Source organism: Megasphaera cerevisiae DSM 20462 (assembly GCF_001045675.1).
GTDB lineage: Bacteria > Bacillota > Negativicutes > Veillonellales > Megasphaeraceae > Megasphaera > Megasphaera cerevisiae.
This window is the reverse complement of record NZ_LEKT01000175.1, coordinates 1-594: the sequence shown is the minus strand read 5'-3', so window position 1 is coordinate 594 and position 594 is coordinate 1. Positions and strand designations below refer to the sequence as shown.

Below are 594 nucleotides of genomic sequence, written 5' to 3'. Positions count from 1 at the left end.
GGCTATAACTAATGCTATAGGCATCCAATGTTGCTTAACTGCCTGACCTGCATCAGGTAATGATAGATTACCATCATCATTAAACAATCCATCTAGGAATCCATCATTAGAACCAAGCGTTAGGCCTTTTTCAGGTGTTGGCGTTGGAATATCAGGAATACTATCCAATAGACTACCACCAGAATTAAGTTGATCTAATAAACGAGAGCCTTGATTGGATTGTTGATTAATTCTATCAAAAATGCTCGGTCTATTTTTGATCGGAGAAACAATATAGTCTAAATCTTTCTTAGCACTGTCCATCTTATGTTGCAATTGCAATAAATCATTAGCCTTACCGTTAATGGCAGACTTGATTAAATCTAAAGCACTTGCTTTATCACTTTGCATACGATTAATGATATCTGCTAGAACTTTTGCTTTTCCTTGTTCAATTCTCGTTGCTAATATAGTTTCAATCGCTTGTCGTTTATCTTTTGCATTATTTAATACATCATTTAAAATGTCATCCGCGCTCACATGTCCTTGTTTATCAATGTGTCGTTTGAGTTGCTCTACAATTTGTTGGTTTGATAATTGTCCATTAGCTAATTG

Annotated in this window: 1 pseudogene; it reads right to left on the bottom strand. The window is 35.0% G+C overall.

The features are described from left to right. Positions 1 to 594 (bottom strand): annotated as a pseudogene (locus AB840_RS15605) (hypothetical protein); the annotation flags it as partial.